This is a genomic window from Pseudomonas sp. PONIH3 (genome assembly GCF_002934345.1).
Taxonomy (GTDB): Bacteria; Pseudomonadota; Gammaproteobacteria; order Pseudomonadales; family Pseudomonadaceae; genus Aquipseudomonas; species Aquipseudomonas soli.
In genome coordinates this window covers 2,086,251-2,102,892 of record NZ_CP026386.1, presented here as the reverse complement: position 1 = coordinate 2,102,892, position 16,642 = coordinate 2,086,251, and the positions used below count along the sequence as shown (strand labels likewise).

Genomic DNA, 16,642 nt, shown 5'->3' with positions numbered 1-16,642 from the left:
GACCGGTCCTGCCAGCGACCATTTCAGCGCCCCACCGGATACGCCGTGGTGTACTTCATCTGCTCCATGGCAAAACTCGAGGTGATGTTCGACAGCCCGTCGGTGCTGGTGATCAGCTTCTTGTAGAAGCGGTCGTAGGCAGCGATGTCGCCCACCACCACCCGCAGCATGTAGTCCCAGTCGCCGGACATGCGATACACCTCCATCACTTCCTCGAACGCCGTCACCGTGGCGGCGAACTGCGCCAGCCAGGCGCTGTCGTGGCGCTGGGTCTTGAGCTGGACGAACACCGTAAGGCCCAGGCCCAGGCGCTCGGGATCGAGCAGGGCGACGCGGCTGCGGATGTAGCCTTCCTCTTCCAGGCGCTTGACCCGTTTCCAGCACGGTGTGGTGGACAGGTTGACCGCTTCGGCCAGGTCCTTGAGGGACAGCGAGGCGTCGCGTTGGAGCAGGGTGAGGATGTGCTGGTCGAAACTGTCCATGACGTCATGTCGCCGGTTGCGGGAAAAGTTTTCCGAGAGTAGCCGCTTGCCGGGAACGATGGAACCGTTTTGGCCGCTGGGTCGACGGCAATGTTCCACTGGCGCCTGGGGGTGGTGGATATGAGATAGTGGCGGTTTTCAACCCTCAGGCAATGGACCCGACCATGTCCGACAAACCGCGCAATTTCGCCACCCGCACCATCCATGCCGGTGAGCAATCCAGTGTTGCCGACAATGCCATCTTCCCGGCCATCGTCACCTCCAGCTCGTTCATCAAACGCGGCCTGGACGACAACCCCGAATATGCCTACAGCCGGGTCAGCAATCCTACCCGGCACGCCTACGAGACCTGCGTGGCCGCACTGGAGGAGGGCGTCGGCGCGGTCGCCTGCGCCTCGGGCGTCAGCGCCACCGCCACGGTGCTCGAGTTGCTGTCCAAGGATGCCCACGTGGTGGTGATGAATGGCGTCTACGGCGGCACCTTCCGCCTGCTGGAAGACTACCGTGGACGCACCTCGGGCCTGACCACCACCTACGTCGACCTCAACGACATCGAGGCGGTGGCTGCGGCGATCCGCCCCGAGACCCAGCTGATCTGGATCGAGTCGCCGACCAACCCGCTGCTGCACCTGGTGGACATCAAGGCGGTCTGCGAACTGGCCCGTGAGCGGGGGGTGATGACCTGCATTGACAACACCTTCTGTTCGCCGTGGAACCAGCAACCGATCACCCTGGGTGTGGACCTGGTGATGCACTCGGCCAGCAAGTACATCGGTGGCCACTCAGACCTCACCGGTGGCGTTGTGGTGGCGGCCAACCACGAGTTGCTGGGGCGCCTGCGCAAGATCAGCATGGCGGTCGGCGCGATCCAGGGGCCGTTCGACTGCTACCTGGCATTGCGCGGGCTGAAGACCCTCGATGTGCGCATGGAGCGCCAGAGCGCCAACGCCCTGCGTGTGGCGCAGTTCCTCGAACAGCATCCGCAGGTCGAGCAGGTCTACTACCCTGGCCTGGAAAGCCACCCGCAGCATGAACTGTGCAAACGCCAGATGCACACGGGCGGCGCGGTGGTGGCGTTGCGCATCAAGGGCGACCGGGCCGCGGTCAACCGCCTGGTCGAGGCGCTGTCGATCTTCGTCCTGGCCGACTCGCTGGGCGGTGTGGAGAGCATGATCAACCACTCCTGGAGCATGTCGCACAACTCCCTGAGCCCGGAGCAGAAGGGCGTTATGGGGATCAGTGAGAACCTGCTGCGGCTGTCGATCGGGATCGAGGATTGCCGCGATCTGATCGAGGATCTGGAGGGGGCGCTGATGGCTTGCGCGTAAGGGCTGTCGACGTCATCGCGGAGCAAGCCCGTTCCCGCGATGCCCGCGTATGCCTTGGCGTCTGCGCGGTACCTGGGAGCGGGCGTGCCCCGCGATAGCGTCGGTTGGGGAATCAGGATTTTGGTGGGTGGACGATGCGTTCGATCTTGTCCTTGATCAGCACCCGCTCCTTGCGCAGGCGGTTTACGGTGTCGTCGCCGGTGGCATTGCCTTCGGCGGCGAGCACTTCCTTGTCCTTGGCGTTGTATTCCTTGTGCAGCTTGTGCAGGTCCTGGTTCTTGTCGATCAGGGCCTGGAACTGGTCGGCCGTCACGTGCAGGTCTGCGAGCAAATCATGCGGAACTGGCATTTCTTCACCTCTCTCAGGGTTGGTAAACGAGCCTGAACCAAGAGGATAGTCGCCTTTGCCGTAGTGCGGGACTGGGTTAGGCTGTCGCCTCCCCCTGCGTGAACGGAACCTGCGCCATGCCTCACCTGAACCTGGAATACAGCGACAATCTGCGCGACCTCAATGTCGATGTGCTGCTGCTGCGGCTGAACCACGCCCTGGTCGGCAGTGGCCAGTTCGCCGAAGAGCTGGACATCAAGAGCCGCGCCCAGGCCTTTGCCCAATACCGGGTCGGTACCGCCCCGGCCGAACGGGCCTTCGCCCACGTGCGCCTGGCGATCCTCAGTGGGCGTACGCAGCAGGTGAAACAGCAGTTGTCGAACAGCCTGCTCGAGGTGCTGCGCGAGGCGATCCCGGCCCAGCCTGGGCTGGACATTCAGTTGTGCGTCGAAGTCCTGGACATCGACCGCGAGCCGTACGCCAAACTTCGCCTGCCTGGCTGAATGGCAGCTGAATGACATTCATTTAATTAATGAAAGACGCTGGCCCACCAATTGTTGGCGTCTTTTTCACAAAAAATTGATGCTAGGCTTTCTAGAGTTCGGCCAACTTTCCAACCTGCCCGTCCGGGCGGGTTGGCCGCTGATCAACTCTTGTTGCGAACGCTCATGCTCAAACTCAGATCCCTGCGCACCGAATGGGTCACGTTGCTGGCCAGCCTGTACCTGTTGATCGGCTTCAATACCATGCTGTGGGAACACCTTGAGTCCATCGTGCCGCCGGGTATGGTGGGGCTCTGGTTGAGCCTGGCGTTTGCCGTGCTGATGCTGTTCGCCTTCAATCTCATACTCACATTGCTCGCGTTTCGTTATGTATTGAAACCGGTATTGATTGTGTTGTTCATCAGTGGCGCAAGTGTCGCTTACTTTATGAATCAATACGGTGTGCTTATTGATGCCGGCATGTTTCGCAACGTGGCCGAAACCAATGTCGCGGAAGTGCGCGACCTGCTTTCACTGAAGTTTGCCGTTTATTTATTTTTGCTGGGGGTGCTGCCATCGCTGTTGGTGTGGAAAGCCAGGATCGCCTATCGCCCCTGGCACCGCGAGCTGTTGGGCAAGCTGGTGGTCAGTGGTGCCTGTGTCGCGGCCTTGGGCTCAGTGGCGCTGGTCAATTACCAGGGCCTGGCCTCGTTGTTTCGTAATCACCATGAACTGCGCTTGATGCTTACACCGAGCAACATCGTTGGGGCTTCCATCGGCTATGCCAGCGAGCAAGTGGGCACGGCTACCCGACCTTTCCAGCGCTATGGCGAGGACGCCCGCCGTGATGCGGCCTGGCAGCGGCACCAGCGCAAGTCGTTGACAGTGCTGGTGGTCGGTGAGAGTGCCCGGGCGGAAAACTTCGGCCTGCTCGGCTATGCCCGCGACACTACCCCACAATTGAGCAAGGAGCAGGGCCTGTTGAGCTTTACCGACGTCCACTCCTGCGGGACCGAGACCGCTGTTTCGGTGCCCTGCATGTTCTCCGGCATGCCGCGCAAAGACTACGACGCCCGCGTGGCGAAGAACCGCGAAGGTCTGCTCGACATCCTCCAGCGCGCGGGGTTGGCGGTACAGTGGCGTGACAACCAGTCCGGTTGCAAGGGCACCTGTGACCGGGTGCAGTTCATCGATGTGAGCAACCTCAAGGATCCGAGCTTGTGCGGCGGTGGCGAATGCCACGACGCCATCCTGTTGCAGGGGCTAGCGGAGCTGCTCGACAACCTCGATCAGGACACCGTGCTGGTGCTGCACCAGATGGGCAGCCATGGCCCGGAATACTTCAAGCGCTACCCGGCTGGCAGCGAACCCTTCACCCCGGTGTGCCGCAGCAACGCTCTGAACCAGTGCAGCCAGCAGGAGATCGTCAACGGCTATGACAACACCCTGGCCTACACCGACAAGGTGCTGGCGACCTTGATCGATACCTTGCGCAGCAAGCAGGACAAGGTCGACACCGCGATGATCTATCTTTCAGATCATGGCGAGTCGCTGGGGGAGTACAACCTGTTCCTGCACGGCACGCCCTACATGATCGCACCAGAGCAGCAGAAGCATGTGCCGCTGCTGGCCTGGTTCTCCGACAGCTACCGCGAGGACTTCGGCGTGGACACCGAATGCCTGGGCAAGCTGCGTGATGCGCCGTTGTCGCAGGACAACCTGTTCCACTCGATGCTCGGCCTGTTGCAGGTGCGCACCGAGGTCTACCAGCGCTCGCTGGACCTGTTTGCCGGCTGCCGCCCCTGGCTGGCGGCCGATCGCTGAGCGTACCGACGATCAGCACCAAGGATGGCGTGGCTTGCGAGGTTTCACCCATTGCGCCCGCGCCGTATATACTGCGCGCCAATGTTAGTGGGAGAGCCTCGTGGCCATCGAAATTCACTGGATCCGTGACGACCAGACCCTGGCCCAGCACTGCCGAAGCTGGCGTGAGCTGCCCTTTGTGGCCCTCGACACCGAATTCATGCGGGTCGACACCTTCTACCCGAAAGCCGGGTTGATCCAGATCGGTGACGGCAAACGTGCCTTCCTCATCGACCCTTTGCTGATTCGCGACTGGCAGCCGCTGGCCGAGCTGCTCGAAGACAATAGCGTGGTCAAGGTGCTGCACGCCTGCAGCGAAGACCTGGAGGTCTTGCTGCGCCTGACCGGCAAGCTGCCACAACCCTTGTTCGACACCCAACTGGCCGCCGGCTACCTAAACATCGGTTTCTCCATGGGCTATTCGCGTCTGGTGCAGGACGTGCTGGGGCTCGAGCTGCCCAAGGGCGAGACTCGCTCCGACTGGCTGCAGCGCCCGCTGTCGGACACCCAGGTGAGCTACGCTGCCGAAGACGCCGTTCACCTGGCCGAGCTGTTCACCGCCCTGCGCCCGCAGCTGTCGGATGACAAGTACGCCTGGGTGCTCGAGGACGGTGCCGAGCTGGTTGCCGCGCTGCGCCGTGAAGTCGAGCCCGAGACCCTCTACCGCGACGTCAAGCTGGCTTGGAAGCTCGGCCGCCAGCAACTGGCCGTGCTGCGCGAGCTGTGCGCCTGGCGCGAGCGTGAGGCCCGCAGCCGCGATGTGCCACGCAATCGCATCCTCAAGGAACATTCGTTGTGGCCCATGGCCAAGAGCCAGCCGGACAGCCCGTCGGCGCTGGCGAAAATCGACGAAATGCACCCGCGTACCATCCGCCAGGACGGCGAGGCGTTGATCCAGCTGATCAAGCGCGCCGCCAGCCTGCCGCAGGAGCAATGGCCCGCGCCACTGCCCGAGCCGCTGCCGATCGAAGCCGCCGGCATTCTCAAGCGCCTGCGCGCCATCGGACAGGCTGAAGGTGAGCGCCTGGGCATCGCCCCGGAACTGATGCTGCGCAAGAAAGCCCTCGAAGCGCTGCTCAAGAGCGGCTACCCCGACGGTCCCTATCAACTGCCCGATGCACTGCGCGGCTGGCGTCGCGAGCGCATGGGCCAGGCCCTGCTGGACGATCTGGCCGGTGCCGGAGATTCACGATGAAACGTATCTGCTCGATCTACAAGAGCCCCCGCAAGAACGAAATGTACCTGTATGTGCTCAAGGCCGATGGCCTGGAGCGTGTGCCCGAGGGGCTGCTGCCTTTCTTCGGCACGCCCGTGCACGCCTTCGACCTGGTGCTCAGCCCCGAGCGCAAGCTGGCCCGCGAGGACATCGCCAAGGTGCTGGAAAACCTCGACAACCAGGGCTACCACCTGCAGATGCCGCCTCCGGACGACGACTACATCGAGCACCTGCCCGAAGAACTGCTGCGCCGCAACGACCCGGCCTGATCCGGGCGCGGTCTCTTCTCTGTCTGCGGCCCGCCTGGCGGGCCGCTTCCGTTGTTTGCCAAGGTTGTGTGTCACATGCGCGTTCTGATCGCTGAACAGGATCATGCCAACTATGCCCGCCTGCTGGGCGAGGCGGCGCCGGACCTGGAGGTCCTGACCAGTGGCGATTCCGCCGAACTGGCCCGCCTGGCCCCCGACTGCCCGGTGTGGCTGGGCCAGCCCGACCTGCTGGCCAGCCTGCCGCGCGACTACCGCCTGACCCGGGCGGTGGGGATCTTTGGTCAGGTGATGGCCGAGTACATGCTCACCTACATGCTTGGCCATGAGCGCGATGTGCTGTCGCGCCTGGTCAGCCAGGTCGAGCGGCGTTGGGATGATCGGCCCGGGCGGACCCTGGAAGGACGGCGGGTGCTGATCGTCGGCACCGGCGATATCGGCCAGCAAGTCGCCGAGTTCCTCGTGCCCTTTGGCGTCACCTTGTCCGGGGTAGCCAGCAGTGCCCGTGAGCAGGCGCCGTTCGTCGAGGTTGCCGGGCTCGACCAGTTGCCCCGCCTGGTCGGCGAGGCCGACTACGTGCTCAACCTGTTGCCCGACACGCCGGCCACCCATGACCTGTACGATGCGGCACTGTTCAAGTGCTTCCGCTCCAGTGCCTTGTTCATCAATGCCGGGCGCGGCGTGGCGGTAGTCGATGCCGACCTGGTCGAGGCGCTCAAGCAAGGGCACCTGGCCGGCGCGGTGATCGATGTCTGCCGCCAGGAGCCGTTGCCCCAGCGCCACCCGTTCTGGACTGCCTGGGGGCTGCTGCTGACCGGGCACAGCTCAGCGCCGACTTCGCCGACGGCGATGGTGCGGTTGTTCGTCGGGAATGCGCGGGCGTATGCGGCGGGGCAGGGGTTACGTGGGGAAGTGGATTTCGCGCGGGGCTACTGACAGACGTTTGCTCTACGGCCCGCTCTCACGGGGTGTACCGTGACCCGTGGGAGCGGGCTTGTCCCGCGATGAATCAGATGCAACCTTACAAGCTGAAATCGCCTTCGGCCGCCAGCTCGCTCAACGGTCGGCGCGGGCTCGGCATTTCACGGGCCTGCAAACCTTCGGCCAGGGTCGCCTTGTCGCCCAGCTTGCCGATTGCCACCATTGCGTGCAGTGCGTAGCCCTCGGGGATCTTCAGCTCGCGCCGGGCCAGGTCCTGATCGAAGCCGGCCATGCCGTGGGTGTGCCAGCCGCTGATGCTGGCCTGCAACGCCAGATGGCCCCAGGCCGAGCCGGTGTCGAAGGTGTGCCACAGGGCCGGCTTCTCTTCATCGGAGCCGGGTGCGGCGAAGGTGGTCTTGGAGATGATCAGCACCAGCGCCGAGGCATGCTGCGCCCAGCTGCGGTTGAACTCGTTGAGGATGTCCAGGTAGCGCGCCCAGCTGGGTGTGTCGCGGCGGGCATAGAGGAAACGCCACGGCTGCGAGTTGTAGGCCGACGGCGCCCAGCGCGCGGCTTCGAGGAAGCTCAGCAAGGTTTCCTGGCTGATCGGCTCGTTGGTGAAGGCGCGGGGCGACCAGCGATTGATGAACTGCTCGTTGATGGCATAGTCGGCGATGCGTGGGGTGGCGCTCATGGTTGCTCCTGCAAGGACTGGGACAAAGACCGCACGCTACTGCGTCCGGCGAGCACTGACAAGCGGTCTGGCGTTGCCGCCGGACTGCCTCTAGACTGGCGCCGCCGCGCGCCGCGGATTGATGTTGACTGCAGGAACACGTGTGATGATCGCCGATACCGCGCCCTTCTGGCGGCGCAAGACCCTCGACCAGCTCGATGCGCAAGAGTGGGAGTCGCTGTGCGACGGCTGCGGCCTGTGCTGCCTGCAGAAACTCGAGGACGAAGAGGACAACAGCGTCTACTACACGAGCATCGCCTGCAAGCTGCTTGACCTGCAGACCTGCCAGTGCAGCGACTATCCCAATCGCTTCCGCTTCGTGCCAGATTGCATCCAGCTGACCCCAGGCAAGGCCGACCAGTTCAAGTGGCTGCCGCCCACCTGCGCTTATCGGCTGGTCAGCGAAGGCCAGGACTTGCCGTCGTGGCACCACCTGGTCTGCGGCGATCGCGGGCAAGTGCATGAGCAACGCATTTCCCGGTCCGGGCGGATGCTCAGCGAGAACGATGTGGATGAAGACGACTGGGAAGACCACCTGATTTTTCGCGCGGGTTGAGCCGCGCGGCTACAAGGAGTTTCGCTATGCGTCGCCCGCTGTTTATGGTGCTTGGCCTGCTGCTCAGCACTCAGGCGCTGGCCAGGAAAGTCGATCTGGACTATCAGGTTCGCCTTTTGCCGCAAAGCGGCCAGGCCGAAGTGCGCCTGACCCTGGCCGACGGCAGCGTGGTGCGCAGCCTCGACTTCGACCTGGGCAAAGCCGGCGTCTACAGCGACTTCCTTGCTGATGGCCAGTGGCAGGTGCAGAACGGGCGCGGCGTCTGGCACCCGGCGTCAGGCAAGACCAGCCTCAGCTACCGCGTGCTGCTCGACCAGCAACCGAAGGGCGGTGTCCATGAAACCCGCATGACCGCGCATTGGGCGCTGTTCCGTGGCGATCAGCTGGTGCCGCCGGCGCGCCTCGACCAGCAGGACGGCACCGAGCTGGTGTCGCGCCTGGCCTTCGACCTGCCGGCCGGCTGGAAGAGTGTCGAAACCGCCTGGCCGCGCATCGGCCGGCAGAAATTCCGCATCGATGACGTATCGCGCCTGTTCGATCGCCCCACTGGCTGGATGCTCGCCGGCAACCTGGGCAGCCGCCGTGCGCGCCTTGGCGACACCGAGGTGACCGTCGCCGCGCCGCAGGGGCAGGGCATGCGCCGCATGGACACCTTGACCCTGTTGACCTTCGTCTGGCCGCAGTTGCAGTCGGTGTTTCCACGCAACCCGCCCAAGTTGCTGCTGGTCGGTGCCCGCGACGAGATGTGGCGTGGCGTGCTGCCAGGCAACAATTCCCTGTACTTGCACAGTGGCCGGCCGCTGATCAGCGAGAACGGCAATAGCCCGCTGTTGCGCGAGCTGGTGCAATTGTTCGCCCAGATCAACGACCGCGATGGCAGCGACTGGCTCGGCGAGAGCCTGGCCGACTATTACGCCAGCGAGCTGCTGCGGCGTGCTGGAGGCATGAGCGACGACCGTTACGAGGCGTTGCAGGCGCGCTTGCATAAACTTGGCGACAGAGTGAATCACCTCAAGGGTGCCAAGGCCAGCTCGGCGCAGGTGGCTCGCGGCGTGCTGCTGTTGCAGGCGCTGGATCGCGAGATCCGCCTGCACAACCACGACAAGCGCTCGCTGGACGATGTCGCCCGGGCTCTGATGCGCCTGTCGAGCGTCAGCACCGAGGAGTTCGTGCAGATCAGCGAGAACGTCCTGGGGCGGCAGTCCGAAGTATTGCAAAGCAAGGTATTGCGCTAGACCCAAGATCTATCGCGGGGGCAAGCCCGTTCCCACGACCCCGGACAATCATTTTGAACGCGGGCTCGTGGGAGCGGGCTTGCCCCGCGAAGCTTTCAACCGCCGGTCACCGTTGCGGTACGGGTTGCTGCCTCGGCGCTGGCCTTCAGCGCCTTGAGCTCGGCAGCCCCTCGTTCTATGTCGCGATGCAGGCGCAGGTATTCGGCGCGATGCCGCAGCCACCACGCCTTGGTCGAGCAATGCCCGCTCACACCACGGGCTAGCGCCAGGCCGCCGACGGCAACCTGCAACATCCCCAGTAGGCCACCGTGGCGTAGCCCCTTGCTGATCATCAACGCGCCCCCAGCCAGGGAGCTGACGCGCTCCAGGCCGTGGACATTGTGTTCCGGTGTGTCCGTTGTCCAATGGATATCGTGCATTGCCGGGTCTCCTCAGGTTGGTGATATCCAGCAGACTTTGCTCAGCGTGCAAGCGTTCAGTGTAATTTGCCGCGTGGCTGCCCCGGAAAACTTCGAGACTGTCCTGAGCAGGGGGGGTATAGCGATTGGTTGCAGGTGTCATTGGCGAGTGTGTTGGTTTTACTGAAACTTTTGCTCAGCGTATTTAATCAGCCGTGACATGAAAGCGCCGCCGTGGCTGAAAGACTATGGAGAATCTCTAAGTCACGCTGTTGCTGTTGCTGTTGCTGTTGCTGTTGCTGTTGCTGTTGCTGTTGCTGTTGCTGTTGCTGTTATTTTTTGCTTTTGCCTCTAAGTGCGCGATAGTTCGGCCTCCTGAAGTCGCGAAGTTACGGGCGGCGCCTGGGCTGGCGCAGCTGTCGCTCGCGGGCTTCGAGGGTAGACTTCTGATCGGCAACGGCAACGGCAACGGCAACGGCAACGGCAACGGCAACGGCCCACGGTGGCATGTAATTCGCCGCGTAAACGCCTGGCTTACACCGGCGGCCTGCGCAATGCCTTGCGCCTGTCGCGTGAGATCCGCGCCGGGGGGGTGACGGTGAACTGCTTCGGCGAGGGCGATGCCTCGACGCCATTCGGCGGTTACAAGGAGTCCGGATTCGGCGGACGCGACAAATCGCAATGGGCGCATGGCCAGTACACGGAGCTGAAGACCATCTGGATCAACGCTACGTAAGCGTTAGCATGATCAAGCCCGCTCCTCCAGGGACCACGCAATCCTGGAAGAGCGGGCTTGCCCTGCGAGAGGCCAGACCTGCCTACTTGAACTTGGGCCCCGACCGCGTATTCAACCCCTTGGCCATGCGGTCATACAGCACCACGTTCACCGTTGCCGCGAGGTTCATGCAACCCTGGGTCGGGATATAGATAGTCTCTTCGCACCAACCACGTACGTCCTCGCTCAACGAGCCATCCTCAGGCCCGAAGATATAGATCGCCCGGTCCGGGTGGGTGTATTCGGGCAGGGCGCGCGCACCGTCCACCAGCTCCACCGCCACCGGCGTGCAGCCCAACGGAATGATGCGTTGCAGGTCGTCGATGCCGATCAGCGGGATGTCGTAGTGCACCCGCTTGGTATCGGTGACGAAATCGCGGGCGCGCTCATAGCGCTTGCCGGTGTAGAACACCGAATTGACCCCATAGCAGCCTGCCGCGCGCATCACCGAACCGACGTTCTCGGCAGATTTGGGGTTGAACAGGCCGATGCAGCTGTACCGTTTGTTCGCCACGTGTCGGGGCCCTTCGCAAAAAAAGAGCGCGATTATACGGGCTTGCCGACACGGCGGGGGCGGGAATCGACGGTCAGTCCTTCTTCATCAGCGCGGCAAGGCCGGCGAACGGGTTGTGGGTGGCCACGGCGACTTTCGGTGTGCTCAGCGAACCTTCGCTGAAATACTGCTGGTCGGTGTAGCGGGCGTGCTCGTTGTCGTGGCAGTACAGGCACAGCAGTTCCCAGTTGGAGCCGTCCTGGGGGTTGTTGTCGTGGTTGTGGTCGCGGTGATGCACGGTCAGTTCCGACAGGCGTTTGCCGGAGAACTCGCGGGTGCAGCGGCCGCAGACGTGGGGGTACATTTTCAGCGCCTTGTCGCGATAGCCCATTTCCTTGTCGCGCTTGGCGTCGGCGAGGATACGGTCGAGGCGGGCGGTGGCGTCGGAGGTGGAACTCATGGTGTTACCTTTTTTCTAATCAGGGCAATGACGGTTATGTCCTTGAGTCTAGCGCGCCAGTCGGGCGGGCGGACAGGCAAAAATGCGCCATTGGGCATAGCCTGTAGGAAGGTTTCTGACAGGAGGCTGCAGATGTTGCATGCGATCCTCGCTGCATTGTTGCTTGGCGCAGTGCCGTTGGCCGACGCTGCAGGTCAGCAGCGGCCGCTCACGACCGTCCCGGGGGCCCCGGGGACGCCGACGCCGACACCCTACCCGCAGATCACCCCGAGCACGCCGCCCAAGGCCGGAGCCAACCGGCCCGGCGCGCCGCTGCTGCCGCCCATGCCGGTGCCGGGGCCGCCGAAGGACCAACCGTTGCCGGGTTTGAACCAGGATTCGCCAAAACCGCCGCCCAAGCGCGATTAGGCTCTGTACGAAAAGCCTTGATACTTGTTCATGCTGCGTTGAAAACAGCCTCGGAATGCTCATGTACTCCAGTACACTGCGCTTGCTCGGCTGTTTTCGCCTTGCCTGACCTGCGTCTCAAGACTTTTCGTACAGAGCCTAGATCTGCTGTGCCAGGCGCTGGCCATCCTGCATCCGCAGGCGCCGTGAAAGCGCCACGGCCAGGGCGCGAATGATGCGGGCGGCAATGCGCGGCGCGTCGGCGAGCATCTTCTCCAGCGAATCCTTGCCCAGGGTCAGCAACTGGCAGTCGCTGGCGGCCACACAGGTGGCCGAGCGGCGCTCGCCGTCGAGCACGGCCATCTCGCCGAAGGCTCGGCCCTTGCGCAGGGTGGCGATTTCTACCTCGGTGCCGTTGCCGTCGGTCTTGCGCACCGAGACCACGCCACGGTGGAGGATGCACATGAAGGTACCGGCGTCGCCTTCGCTGAACAGGATCTGGCCTTCGTTCACGGCGGTGAGGCTGAAATAGCCGGCGGCGGTGACGAAATCGCTGGGCTGCAGGGTGTCGAACAGACCGCAGTCCATGAGCATGTCGCGGATTTCGGCGTTCAGGTGCTGGGTGTCGGGCATGTGTCGTTCTTCTTCGCATGTCTGGAAAGCGCCGCGTGCGCACAATCTGTGGCCGTGGCGCTTGTGAGACAACGAAATTCGCGTTTTACGCCACGCCCAGCTCATTGAAGACGAACGCATACTCCAACGCCACGTCGCGCAGCCCCTGGTAGCGGCCGCTCATGCCGCCGTGGCCGGCGCCCATCTCGGTCTTGAGCAGCAGCAGGTTGGCGTCGGTCTTGCGCGTGCGCAGGCGCGCCACCCACTTGGCCGCCTCCCAGTACTGCACTCGGCTGTCGTTGTAGCCGGCGATCACCAGCATGGCCGGGTAGGCCTGGGCCCTGACGTTCTCGTACGGCGCGTAGGCCTTGATCCGCGCATACACCTCGGGGTCTTGCGGGTTGCCCCATTCGTCGTACTCGGTAACGGTCAGCGGCAGCTCGGGGTCGAGCATGGTGTTGAGCACATCGACAAACGGCACTTCGGCGATGGCGCAGCGGAACAGCTCGGGGCGCAGATTGAGTACCGCGCCCATCAACAGGCCGCCGGCACTGCCGCCACTGATCGCCAGGCGTTCTCGGCTGGTCACGCCTTCGGCGACCAGGTGTTCGGCGCAGGCGATGAAGTCATCGAAGCTGTTGTGCTTGTGTTCCTGCTTGCCGGCCCGGTACCAGGCTTCACCCAGCTCGCCGCCACCGCGCACATGGGCGATGGCGAAGGCCACGCCACGCTCCAGCAGGCTCAGGCGGGCATGGGAGAACCACGGGTCGAGGCTCTCGCCGTAGGCACCATAGCCGTAAAGGTAGAGCGGCACCGTCTTGCCTTCGTCGGCGCGACGGCGCACCAGGCTGATCGGTACCCGGGTGCCGTCCTTGGCCACCGCCCACAGGCGCTGGCTGATGTAGTCGTCGGCGTCGAACGCGCCGAGCACCGGGGTCTGCTTGAGCACCTGCTGGGCGCCTGTGGCCAGCTCCAGCTGGCGCACCTGGGCCGGGCGGTTGAGGGCTTCGTAGCGCAGGCGGATGCGCGAGCTGGCGAATTCCAGGCTGTCCTGCACGTAGAGGCTGTAGGCGGCGTCCGGCAGTTCGACGCGGTAGGCCGGCAGGCCTTGCGGGCGCACTTCGATGATCGGCAGGCCGCCTTCGCGCAGGCTCAGGGACAGCGCCGAGGCATTGAGGCTGACGCCTTCTAGCATGATGTCGTCGCGGTGCGGCACCAGCACCTGCCATTGCGCGCGGGCCGGCACGCTGTCTGCCGGCGCATGGAACAGGGCGAAGTTGATACCGTCCTGGTTGCTGCGGATGAACCAGCGCCATTGACCGTCGAGCTGGCCATGGTCGGGGAAGTACTCATGGCCTTCGACCCGTGGCGCCAGGCAGGTGAAGTCGGCGTGCGGCGTGGCCGCATCGAGCACCCAGGCTTCGCTGGTGGTCTTGCTGTTGAGCAGCAGCACCAGTTGGCGTTCGGAGCTGGCGCGGTAGCAGTGCAGGAAGAAACGCCCGTCGGGTTCTTCGAATACGCTGGTGGCCGCGGCCTCGCCCAGGGTGTGGCGGCGCAGGCGCCAGGGGCGGTGGGTGTCGTCCAGCTCGGCGAAGAACAGCGTCTGGCTGTCGTTGGCCCAGGTCATGCTGCCGTCGCAGTCGTCGAAGGGCAGGGCGCTCAGCGCGCCGCTGGCCAGGTCCTTGACGTACAGGGTGTAGACCTCGTCGCCGCTGGTATCCAGGCTGTAGGCCAGCAGGCGATGGTCGGGGCTGATGCTGAAGGCGCCGAGGGAGAGGAAACCGCCGTTCGCCAGCGCATTTGGGTCGAGCAGCAGTTCCTCGCGGCTTTCATCGACCGTATTGCTGTCGTCGGCCGGGCGCGGACAGCGGTAGTGGCGCGGGTACTCGTCGCCGGCGGTGGTGCGGGTGTAGTAGAGGTACGGACCCCAGGGCGATGGCAGCGACAGGTCGGTCTCGAGGATGCGGCTCTTGATCTCTTCGAACAGTTGCTCACGCAGCGGCGCCTGGCCGGCCAGGCAGGCTTCCTGGTAGGCGTTTTCCTCGGCCAGGTAGGCCAGCACCTCGGGCGTGTCGCGGTCCTGCAGCCAGGCGTAGGGGTCGTTGCCGTCGGCTTGATGGGCGATAGGGGCGGGAAGGGTCAGGGGCATGGGTGATCTCATCGATGATGGGCCCCTCGCGAGGGGCCACTGCGGGTCGCATGCGGTGCGGGGGCAGCCTGCGCCGGTAAAAGTGTTTATCATAGGCGTCTCTTTGCCTGGCTTGCACCAACACCATGACCGAACACGACTATACGCTGGCCTGGGGCCTGTACGCCGTTGCCGCCCTGGGCTGCCTCCTGGTGGGTTTCAAGCTGACCGGCTGGATGTGGCGCTGGCTGCGCGAGCCGCTGCGGGTGATCATCGCCGTGCTGCTGTTCGCCCCGACCATCGTCGACCCGGTCAAGGAAAGCTTCGCTCCGGCCATCGCCATCACCGCGCTGGACCTTGCCTTCAAGGTCGGCAACAACGCCTGGCGCGCAGCTTCGGACCTTGCCATGTACGGGATGATCGCCTTTGCCCTGTACTTTGTCTTCGTGCTGATCCGCTGGCCGCTGGAAAAGCGTGCCCGCGAACGCCGCGCCCAGCGCGAGGCCGCCGCCCAGCGCCAGGCCAAGGAAGAGGAGGAGGTCGTGGCCGATGCGTCCCTGGCCGCCAATCGTCACGACCGCTACCGCGACGATCCGCCACCGGCCTCCGTGCGCCGCTCCGGCCCCGGGCAGGGCCGCGTCGAACCCCGTCTGTAAGCCAGGAGCCGCGAACATGTGCGAACTGCTGGGCATGAGCGCCAACGTCCCCACCGATATCGTCTTCAGCTTCACCGGCCTGATGCAGCGCGGCGGGCGCACCGGCCCGCACCGCGATGGCTGGGGCATCGGTTTCTACGAGGGGCGCGGCCTGCGCCTGTTCCAGGACCCGGCGGCGAGCAGCGAGTCGGAAGTGGCCAACCTGGTGCAGCGCTACCCGATCAAGAGCGAAGTGGTCATCGGCCATATCCGCCAGGCCAACGTCGGCAAGGTCTGCCTGTCCAACACCCACCCGTTCGTGCGCGAGCTGTGGGGCCGCAACTGGTGCTTCGCGCACAACGGCCAGTTGGGTGACTTCGCCGGCCAGCGCACGTTCTACCGACCAATTGGCGATACCGACAGCGAGGCCGCCTTCTGCGACCTGCTCAATCGTATCCGCGAGGCCTTCCCCGAGCCGGTGGAAGCCGAGCAGTTGCTGCCGGTGCTGGTCGAGGCTTGCGCCGAGTACCGCGGCAAGGGCGTATTTAACTGCTTGCTCAGCGACGGCGACTGGCTGTTCTGCTTCTGCTCGACCAAACTGGTGCACATCACCCGCCGCGCACCGTTCGGTGCGGCGCGGCTGAAGGATGTCGACCTGATCGTCGACTTCCACACGCAAACCACCCCCAACGACGTGGTTACGGTGATCGCCACCGAGGCCTTGACCGAGAACGAGACCTGGAACCGCTACGAGCCGGGTCAGTGGGGGCTGTGGCGCCACGGCGAGTGCGTCGCCCACGGCCAGAGCTAAGGAAGCTGCATGTTCAGAAGTTACCTGCGTTTGCTGTTGTTCACCTTCGGCCTGCTGGCCGGTCTCCAGGTGCCGGGGCTGGTCAAGGACTACAGCCAGCGCGTCGAGGCGCACCTGCTCGAGTCACGCCAGGCCCTGGACGGCTTCCGCCAGACCGCGCAGCGCTTCTTCAACGGCGACCTGCAGGCGCTGGTGCGGCATTACCGCAGCAGCGACGATCCGGTGTTCAACAGCGATGCCAACAGCATCGAAAGCCTGCTGATCCGCAACCAGGCGCTGGAGCATGAGTGGCAGGCCCTGCAAGGCTCGTGGGTGAGCCGCACCTGGCATGTGCTGGTGCAGCCGGAGCCGACGCTGCGCGAAGAGACGCTCAAGGGCTACAGCTACCAGATCCTGCTGGTGCCCGAGGCGATCGGCTGGGGGATCGGCAGCGGGTTCGTGCTGGCGTTCGTGGTCGAGAGCCTGTTGCTGGTGATTGGCTGGGTGATCCTCGGTGGGCGGCGCAAGGTGGTGAAGGAAAGCTGGCGGTGATG

Annotated in this window: 21 protein-coding genes and 1 pseudogene; 14 read left to right on the top strand and 8 right to left on the bottom strand. The window is 64.3% G+C overall.

The annotated features are described in order from the left end of the window. Nucleotides 1-23 precede the first annotated feature (23 nt). Nucleotides 24-482, bottom strand: coding sequence for an Lrp/AsnC family transcriptional regulator (locus tag C3F42_RS09570; RefSeq protein ID WP_023630456.1), 459 nt, complete (start codon nucleotides 480-482; stop codon nucleotides 24-26). Nucleotides 483-634: 152 nt separating this feature from the next. On the opposite strand from C3F42_RS09570, the gene C3F42_RS09565 reads away from it, so the two are divergent. Continuing rightward, nucleotides 635-1,810 (top strand): PLP-dependent aspartate aminotransferase family protein, encoded by a 1,176-nt coding sequence (locus tag C3F42_RS09565; RefSeq protein ID WP_104444356.1) that lies wholly within the window; start codon nucleotides 635-637, stop codon nucleotides 1,808-1,810. Between the two features lie 112 nt (nucleotides 1,811-1,922). On the opposite strand, the gene C3F42_RS09560 is transcribed toward C3F42_RS09565, so the two are convergent. After that, a complete protein-coding gene (locus C3F42_RS09560) occupies nucleotides 1,923-2,159 on the bottom strand; it encodes a YdcH family protein (RefSeq protein ID WP_023630458.1) in 237 nt (78 codons plus the stop codon). Nucleotides 2,160-2,275: 116 nt separating this feature from the next. On the opposite strand from C3F42_RS09560, the gene C3F42_RS09555 reads away from it, so the two are divergent. From C3F42_RS09555 to C3F42_RS09535, 5 genes are all read left to right on the top strand, one after another. Beyond that, complete coding sequence (locus C3F42_RS09555; RefSeq protein WP_023630459.1) at nucleotides 2,276-2,641, top strand: 5-carboxymethyl-2-hydroxymuconate Delta-isomerase; 366 nt, start codon at nucleotides 2,276-2,278, stop codon at nucleotides 2,639-2,641. A gap of 165 nt (nucleotides 2,642-2,806) precedes the next feature. Further along, nucleotides 2,807-4,444 carry a phosphoethanolamine transferase gene (locus C3F42_RS09550; protein WP_038705602.1) on the top strand — a complete coding sequence of 546 codons (1,638 nt, stop codon included), beginning with the start codon at nucleotides 2,807-2,809 and terminating at the stop codon, nucleotides 4,442-4,444. A 100-nt stretch (nucleotides 4,445-4,544) separates the two neighbouring features. After that, nucleotides 4,545-5,678: a ribonuclease D gene (rnd, locus tag C3F42_RS09545; RefSeq protein WP_094010051.1), complete on the top strand. Its 1,134-nt coding sequence runs from the start codon at nucleotides 4,545-4,547 to the stop codon at nucleotides 5,676-5,678. Further along, the gene (locus tag C3F42_RS09540; protein ID WP_023630461.1) at nucleotides 5,675-5,968 is read left to right on the top strand and encodes a YcgL domain-containing protein; all 294 of its coding nucleotides are present in this window, start codon (nucleotides 5,675-5,677) and stop codon (nucleotides 5,966-5,968) included. Before rnd ends, C3F42_RS09540 begins: the two co-directional genes overlap by 4 nt. Nucleotides 5,969-6,043: 75 nt before the next feature. After that, a complete protein-coding gene (locus C3F42_RS09535; protein ID WP_104444355.1) occupies nucleotides 6,044-6,901 on the top strand; it encodes a D-2-hydroxyacid dehydrogenase in 858 nt (285 codons plus the stop codon). An 85-nt stretch (nucleotides 6,902-6,986) separates the two neighbouring features. On the opposite strand, the gene C3F42_RS09530 is transcribed toward C3F42_RS09535, so the two are convergent. Then, nucleotides 6,987-7,580, bottom strand: a complete 594-nt coding sequence (locus C3F42_RS09530; protein WP_023631624.1) for a nitroreductase family protein — start codon at nucleotides 7,578-7,580, stop codon at nucleotides 6,987-6,989. 145 nt (nucleotides 7,581-7,725) lie between these two features. Between C3F42_RS09530 and C3F42_RS09525 the strand changes: the two genes are divergently transcribed. Further along, on the top strand, nucleotides 7,726-8,175 hold the full coding sequence (locus C3F42_RS09525; RefSeq protein ID WP_023631623.1) for a YcgN family cysteine cluster protein: 450 nt from the start codon (nucleotides 7,726-7,728) through the stop codon (nucleotides 8,173-8,175). A gap of 26 nt (nucleotides 8,176-8,201) precedes the next feature. After that, nucleotides 8,202-9,410, top strand: coding sequence for a hypothetical protein (locus C3F42_RS09520; RefSeq protein ID WP_094010049.1), 1,209 nt, complete (start codon nucleotides 8,202-8,204; stop codon nucleotides 9,408-9,410). Nucleotides 9,411-9,505: 95 nt separating this feature from the next. Here the strand turns inward: C3F42_RS09520 and C3F42_RS09515 are convergent, their stop codons facing one another. Continuing rightward, on the bottom strand, nucleotides 9,506-9,829 hold the full coding sequence (locus C3F42_RS09515; RefSeq protein ID WP_023632489.1) for a YgaP-like transmembrane domain: 324 nt from the start codon (nucleotides 9,827-9,829) through the stop codon (nucleotides 9,506-9,508). A gap of 199 nt (nucleotides 9,830-10,028) precedes the next feature. On the opposite strand from C3F42_RS09515, the gene C3F42_RS29855 reads away from it, so the two are divergent. Together C3F42_RS29855 and C3F42_RS09505 are read left to right on the top strand one after the other, a co-directional pair. Beyond that, complete coding sequence (locus C3F42_RS29855) at nucleotides 10,029-10,163, top strand: hypothetical protein (protein ID WP_256586285.1); 135 nt, start codon at nucleotides 10,029-10,031, stop codon at nucleotides 10,161-10,163. 177 nt (nucleotides 10,164-10,340) lie between these two features. After that, nucleotides 10,341-10,544 (top strand): annotated as a pseudogene (locus C3F42_RS09505) (aldehyde dehydrogenase family protein); the annotation flags it as partial. 82 nt (nucleotides 10,545-10,626) lie between these two features. Here C3F42_RS09505 and C3F42_RS09500 read toward each other — a convergent pair. Together C3F42_RS09500 and C3F42_RS09495 are read right to left on the bottom strand one after the other, a co-directional pair. After that, on the bottom strand, nucleotides 10,627-11,097 hold the full coding sequence (locus C3F42_RS09500) for an RNA methyltransferase (protein ID WP_023632487.1): 471 nt from the start codon (nucleotides 11,095-11,097) through the stop codon (nucleotides 10,627-10,629). A 73-nt stretch (nucleotides 11,098-11,170) separates the two neighbouring features. After that, nucleotides 11,171-11,536 (bottom strand): YajD family HNH nuclease, encoded by a 366-nt coding sequence (locus C3F42_RS09495; protein WP_023632486.1) that lies wholly within the window; start codon nucleotides 11,534-11,536, stop codon nucleotides 11,171-11,173. A gap of 132 nt (nucleotides 11,537-11,668) precedes the next feature. Here C3F42_RS09495 and C3F42_RS09490 point away from each other — a divergent pair, with 132 nt between their 5' ends. After that, complete coding sequence (locus tag C3F42_RS09490) at nucleotides 11,669-11,944, top strand: hypothetical protein (protein WP_038705605.1); 276 nt, start codon at nucleotides 11,669-11,671, stop codon at nucleotides 11,942-11,944. A gap of 138 nt (nucleotides 11,945-12,082) precedes the next feature. Here the strand turns inward: C3F42_RS09490 and C3F42_RS09485 are convergent, their stop codons facing one another. Then, nucleotides 12,083-12,556: a cyclic nucleotide-binding domain-containing protein gene (locus C3F42_RS09485; RefSeq protein ID WP_038705606.1), complete on the bottom strand. Its 474-nt coding sequence runs from the start codon at nucleotides 12,554-12,556 to the stop codon at nucleotides 12,083-12,085. 85 nt (nucleotides 12,557-12,641) lie between these two features. Next, nucleotides 12,642-14,684: a S9 family peptidase gene (locus C3F42_RS09480; RefSeq protein WP_104444353.1), complete on the bottom strand. Its 2,043-nt coding sequence runs from the start codon at nucleotides 14,682-14,684 to the stop codon at nucleotides 12,642-12,644. 125 nt (nucleotides 14,685-14,809) lie between these two features. Between C3F42_RS09480 and C3F42_RS09475 the strand changes: the two genes are divergently transcribed. The 3 genes from C3F42_RS09475 to C3F42_RS09465 are packed head-to-tail and all read left to right on the top strand — an operon-like array spanning nucleotide 14,810 to nucleotide 16,640. Further along, nucleotides 14,810-15,319 (top strand): MFS transporter, encoded by a 510-nt coding sequence (locus C3F42_RS09475; protein ID WP_094010046.1) that lies wholly within the window; start codon nucleotides 14,810-14,812, stop codon nucleotides 15,317-15,319. 16 nt (nucleotides 15,320-15,335) lie between these two features. After that, nucleotides 15,336-16,109: a class II glutamine amidotransferase gene (locus C3F42_RS09470; protein ID WP_038705609.1), complete on the top strand. Its 774-nt coding sequence runs from the start codon at nucleotides 15,336-15,338 to the stop codon at nucleotides 16,107-16,109. A gap of 9 nt (nucleotides 16,110-16,118) precedes the next feature. Next, nucleotides 16,119-16,640, top strand: coding sequence for a DUF2937 family protein (locus C3F42_RS09465; RefSeq protein WP_023632562.1), 522 nt, complete (start codon nucleotides 16,119-16,121; stop codon nucleotides 16,638-16,640). Nucleotides 16,641-16,642 lie beyond the last annotated feature (2 nt).

Excerpts from the sequence above, each read along its gene's own strand:
- C3F42_RS09570 (WP_023630456.1), bottom strand. The coding sequence starts at position 482 with ATGGACAGTTTCGACCAGCACATCCTCACCCTGCTCCAACGCGACGCC.
- C3F42_RS09565 (WP_104444356.1), top strand. The coding sequence starts at position 635 with ATGGACCCGACCATGTCCGACAAACCGCGCAATTTCGCCACCCGCACC.
- C3F42_RS09560 (WP_023630458.1), bottom strand. The coding sequence starts at position 2,159 with ATGCCAGTTCCGCATGATTTGCTCGCAGACCTGCACGTGACGGCCGAC.
- C3F42_RS09555 (WP_023630459.1), top strand. The coding sequence starts at position 2,276 with ATGCCTCACCTGAACCTGGAATACAGCGACAATCTGCGCGACCTCAAT.
- C3F42_RS09550 (WP_038705602.1), top strand. The coding sequence starts at position 2,807 with ATGCTCAAACTCAGATCCCTGCGCACCGAATGGGTCACGTTGCTGGCC.
- C3F42_RS09540 (WP_023630461.1), top strand. The coding sequence starts at position 5,675 with ATGAAACGTATCTGCTCGATCTACAAGAGCCCCCGCAAGAACGAAATG.
- C3F42_RS09535 (WP_104444355.1), top strand. The coding sequence starts at position 6,044 with ATGCGCGTTCTGATCGCTGAACAGGATCATGCCAACTATGCCCGCCTG.
- C3F42_RS09530 (WP_023631624.1), bottom strand. The coding sequence starts at position 7,580 with ATGAGCGCCACCCCACGCATCGCCGACTATGCCATCAACGAGCAGTTC.
- C3F42_RS09525 (WP_023631623.1), top strand. The coding sequence starts at position 7,726 with ATGATCGCCGATACCGCGCCCTTCTGGCGGCGCAAGACCCTCGACCAG.
- C3F42_RS09520 (WP_094010049.1), top strand. The coding sequence starts at position 8,202 with ATGCGTCGCCCGCTGTTTATGGTGCTTGGCCTGCTGCTCAGCACTCAG.
- C3F42_RS09515 (WP_023632489.1), bottom strand. The coding sequence starts at position 9,829 with ATGCACGATATCCATTGGACAACGGACACACCGGAACACAATGTCCAC.
- C3F42_RS29855 (WP_256586285.1), top strand. The coding sequence starts at position 10,029 with ATGAAAGCGCCGCCGTGGCTGAAAGACTATGGAGAATCTCTAAGTCAC.
- C3F42_RS09495 (WP_023632486.1), bottom strand. The coding sequence starts at position 11,536 with ATGAGTTCCACCTCCGACGCCACCGCCCGCCTCGACCGTATCCTCGCC.
- C3F42_RS09490 (WP_038705605.1), top strand. The coding sequence starts at position 11,669 with ATGTTGCATGCGATCCTCGCTGCATTGTTGCTTGGCGCAGTGCCGTTG.
- C3F42_RS09485 (WP_038705606.1), bottom strand. The coding sequence starts at position 12,556 with ATGCCCGACACCCAGCACCTGAACGCCGAAATCCGCGACATGCTCATG.
- C3F42_RS09480 (WP_104444353.1), bottom strand. The coding sequence starts at position 14,684 with ATGCCCCTGACCCTTCCCGCCCCTATCGCCCATCAAGCCGACGGCAAC.
- C3F42_RS09475 (WP_094010046.1), top strand. The coding sequence starts at position 14,810 with ATGACCGAACACGACTATACGCTGGCCTGGGGCCTGTACGCCGTTGCC.
- C3F42_RS09470 (WP_038705609.1), top strand. The coding sequence starts at position 15,336 with ATGTGCGAACTGCTGGGCATGAGCGCCAACGTCCCCACCGATATCGTC.
- C3F42_RS09465 (WP_023632562.1), top strand. The coding sequence starts at position 16,119 with ATGTTCAGAAGTTACCTGCGTTTGCTGTTGTTCACCTTCGGCCTGCTG.